Source organism: Sphingomonas sp., from assembly GCF_039595165.1.
In the GTDB taxonomy this organism is placed as follows: Bacteria; Pseudomonadota; Alphaproteobacteria; order Sphingomonadales; family Sphingomonadaceae; genus Sphingomonas.
This window is the reverse complement of record NZ_JBCNMA010000206.1, coordinates 1-2724: the sequence shown is the minus strand read 5'-3', so window position 1 is coordinate 2724 and position 2724 is coordinate 1. Positions and strand designations below refer to the sequence as shown.

At 69.7% G+C, this 2724-nt stretch carries 5 protein-coding genes; 2 read left to right on the top strand and 3 right to left on the bottom strand.

The features are described 5' to 3' along the window. Positions 1-377 (top strand): hypothetical protein (locus tag ABDV68_RS18775; protein WP_343521614.1); only part of this gene is annotated, 377 nt, incomplete at its 5' end. 40 nt (positions 378-417) lie between these two features. Then, a complete protein-coding gene (locus ABDV68_RS18770; RefSeq protein ID WP_343521613.1) occupies positions 418-1050 on the top strand; it encodes a TRIC cation channel family protein in 633 nt (210 codons plus the stop codon). Here the strand turns inward: ABDV68_RS18770 and ABDV68_RS18765 are convergent. The 3 genes from ABDV68_RS18765 to ABDV68_RS18755 form a co-directional block, all read right to left on the bottom strand. After that, positions 1047-1433, bottom strand: coding sequence for a hypothetical protein (locus tag ABDV68_RS18765; RefSeq protein ID WP_343521612.1), 387 nt, complete (start codon positions 1431-1433; stop codon positions 1047-1049). The two genes, ABDV68_RS18770 and ABDV68_RS18765, sit on opposite strands and share 4 nt — an antisense overlap. Before the next feature lie 70 nt (positions 1434-1503). Beyond that, complete coding sequence (locus tag ABDV68_RS18760; RefSeq protein ID WP_343521611.1) at positions 1504-2061, bottom strand: N-acetyltransferase family protein; 558 nt, start codon at positions 2059-2061, stop codon at positions 1504-1506. Then, on the bottom strand, positions 2058-2724 hold a 667-nt coding region (locus ABDV68_RS18755; protein WP_343521610.1), incomplete at its 5' end, for a S49 family peptidase. The genes ABDV68_RS18755 and ABDV68_RS18760, both read right to left, overlap by 4 nt.

Here is a 2724-nt window from a genome sequence, read left to right as displayed (position 1 = left end):
AGCGCGTGTTCAGCTTCGCGACCGCCGGCCCGGCGCCCTCGACCGTCCCGCCCTTCGTCGGCTTCCCGCAGGGCGACTATCCCTCGCGCTACTTCGCGCTGACCGACTATCTCTCCTTCTCGGTGATCCCGAGCAGCACCAACAACGGCGCGGACCGCGCGGTCGACTTCTCCGCCGCCACGGTCACCGTGCGCGGCCCCTCGGGCGATCTGCCGGTCACCAACATCACCCGCGACAATGACGGCTATGGCATCGCCAACAACATCCAGTGGCGCGTCACCGGTCTTGCCGCCAATACCAGCTACACGGTGACGATCGCCGGGGTGCGCAGCGCCCCGCAGGCGACCTACACCTACAATTTCCGGATCGTGCCCTAACCCGCTTCTGCCCCGCCTCCGGCTCGGCTAGACGAAGGCGATGACTCCGCCCGCCCTCGCGCAGCTCGGCAACGTCCTGCCCTGGCTCGACCTGTTCGGCATCGCCGTGTTCGCCGCGACCGGCGCACTGGCGGCGGCGGGGCGCGGCCAGACCCTGGTCACCGCCGCCTTCTTCGCGCTGATCACCGGAGTCGGCGGCGGCACGATCCGCGACTTGCTGATCGGCGCGCCGGTATGGTGGACTCACCATCCCTATGTCGCCGCTTTGTGTCTCGGCGTCGCATTGGTCATCTGGGTCACGCCGCAGCGCTGGTGGCACGGCGCCGCGCTCGATTGGCTCGATGCGCTCGGCCTCGCCGCCTATGCCGTGTTCGGCGCCGCCAAGGCGCTGAGCTTCGGCATACCGCCCGTCCCCGCGGCGCTGATGGGCGTGCTCACCGCCTGCTGCGGCGGCATCATCCGCGACGTGCTCGCGGGCGAGCCGTCGATCCTGATGCGGCCCGAGCTCTACGTCACCGCCGCCGCGCTCGCCTCCGGCCTCTACGTGCTGCTGACGCTCGCCGGCCTGCCGCTGCTCGCCGCCGCGATCGCCGCCGCCGGCGCGGGTTTCGCGCTGCGCGCCGCCGCGATCGTGTGGAAGATCAAGCTGCCCGCCTATCGCGGCAAGCGCTAGGGCTCGACCAGCCAGGCGATCGCCGCGTCGCGCCCGTCGAAGATGCCGAAATCGGGCCGCACCCTGCGAAGCCGCTTGACCTGCATCCGCCCCGTCGCGTTCGTCACCACGAACGCGACCTTGCGTGCCCACAGCGCGCGCACTGCCGCATTGTCGAAGGTGCGCATCAGCATGTCGATCGTCGCCGTCGGCACCGCCGGAACCCCGCTCATGTCGTACAGCGTCAGATGCTGGCCGATGTCGTCGCCGAAGCTGCGCATCACCGCGCGCAATTCCTCGCCGATCCAGCCTGCATCCTCGGGGGAGAGGATCATATGCGCCTCGACAATGATCAGCTTGCGCGGACGATCGACCACGATCCGGTGTGTCAGGGGCGCATCCATGGCGCGCCAGGATTAGCGCGCTCCCTCACCCAAGTCATTCTTGGCGTGCCGACGATATGGCGAACGCGCGTCAGGCGCGGACCACGCCCACCTCGCTGAACGGCTTGGGCTCGACCGGCGGGGTCGTGCTGTCGTTGAGCTCGCACTGCCAGATGCCGATGTCGATCCAGCGCCCTTCCTTGAACCCGATCTCGCGCAGCTGCCCGGCGCGGCGGAAGCCGACCTGCTCGTGCGTGCGGATCGAATTGTCGTTGGGCAGCGAGATCACGCTGATCGCCTGGGTGAAGCCCTGCGCGCGCAGCGTGTCGATCAGCGCCTCATAGAGCAGCCGCCCGATCCCCTGCCCCTGCACCGCGCCCGCGACATAGACCGAGGTCTCGACGACGTAGCGATAGGCCGAACGCTCGCGGAAGCGCGTGGCATAGGCATAGCCGAGCACGCCCTTGCCCTCGCCATTGGTCGCGACGATCCACGGATAGAGGCCGTCGGACGATTCCATGCGGTTGCGCATCTGCCGCGCATCGGGCGGGTCGAACTCGAAGCTCACCGTGCCGGTCAGCACATAGGGCGCGTAGATCGCGGCGATCGCGGCGGCGTCGGCGGGCTCGGCGGCGCGGAGCTGGATCACAGGCCGATCCTCGCGAGCACGAGGTCGATCAGCCGGGCATCCGCGCGCATGTTCGCCGCCGCCGGGCCGAACGCGCCGCATTCCAGGCAGCGCGCCTGCATCGACGAGCCCATCGCCAGCCGCTTGGCGTCGCCCAGCGCCTGGCCGAACACCGCGCGCCGCTCGGCCGCGATGCGGGCATAGATGTCGCCGCCGCTCTCGGCTGGCGCCGCTTCCTCGTCCTCTTCCTCGCCGCCGCCCGCGGCGAAACCGGCGACCAGCCGCTCGAACCAGCTCGGCTCTTTGTCGAGATACACGGCGTGGACCTTGGCCGGATCGAGCTTGGCGCGCTTCGCAGCCTCGGCCACCGCATCGGAGAGGTTGCCGAACCGGTCGACCAGCCCGAGCTGGCGCGCGGTGCCGCCGTCCCACACCCGGCCCTGGCCGATCTCGTCGACGCGCTGCGGCGTCATCTTGCGCGACTGCGACACGAGCCCGACGAAGCGGCGATAGCCCTGCTCGATGCCCGACTGCAGCACGCGGTCGACCGTCTCGTTGGTGCCGGCATAGACGTCGGGCTGACCGGTCAGCGGCGTGGTCTTCACGCCGTCGCTGGTCACGCCGATCTTGGCGAGCGTGTTCTCGAAGGTCGGGATGATGCCGAAGATGCCGATCGATCCGGTG

What these genes read in the sequence shown, in the direction of transcription:
- ABDV68_RS18770 (WP_343521613.1), top strand. Translation starts at nt 418, where the DNA reads ATGACTCCGCCCGCCCTCGCGCAGCTCGGCAACGTCCTGCCCTGGCTC.
- ABDV68_RS18765 (WP_343521612.1), bottom strand. Translation starts at nt 1,433, where the DNA reads ATGGATGCGCCCCTGACACACCGGATCGTGGTCGATCGTCCGCGCAAG.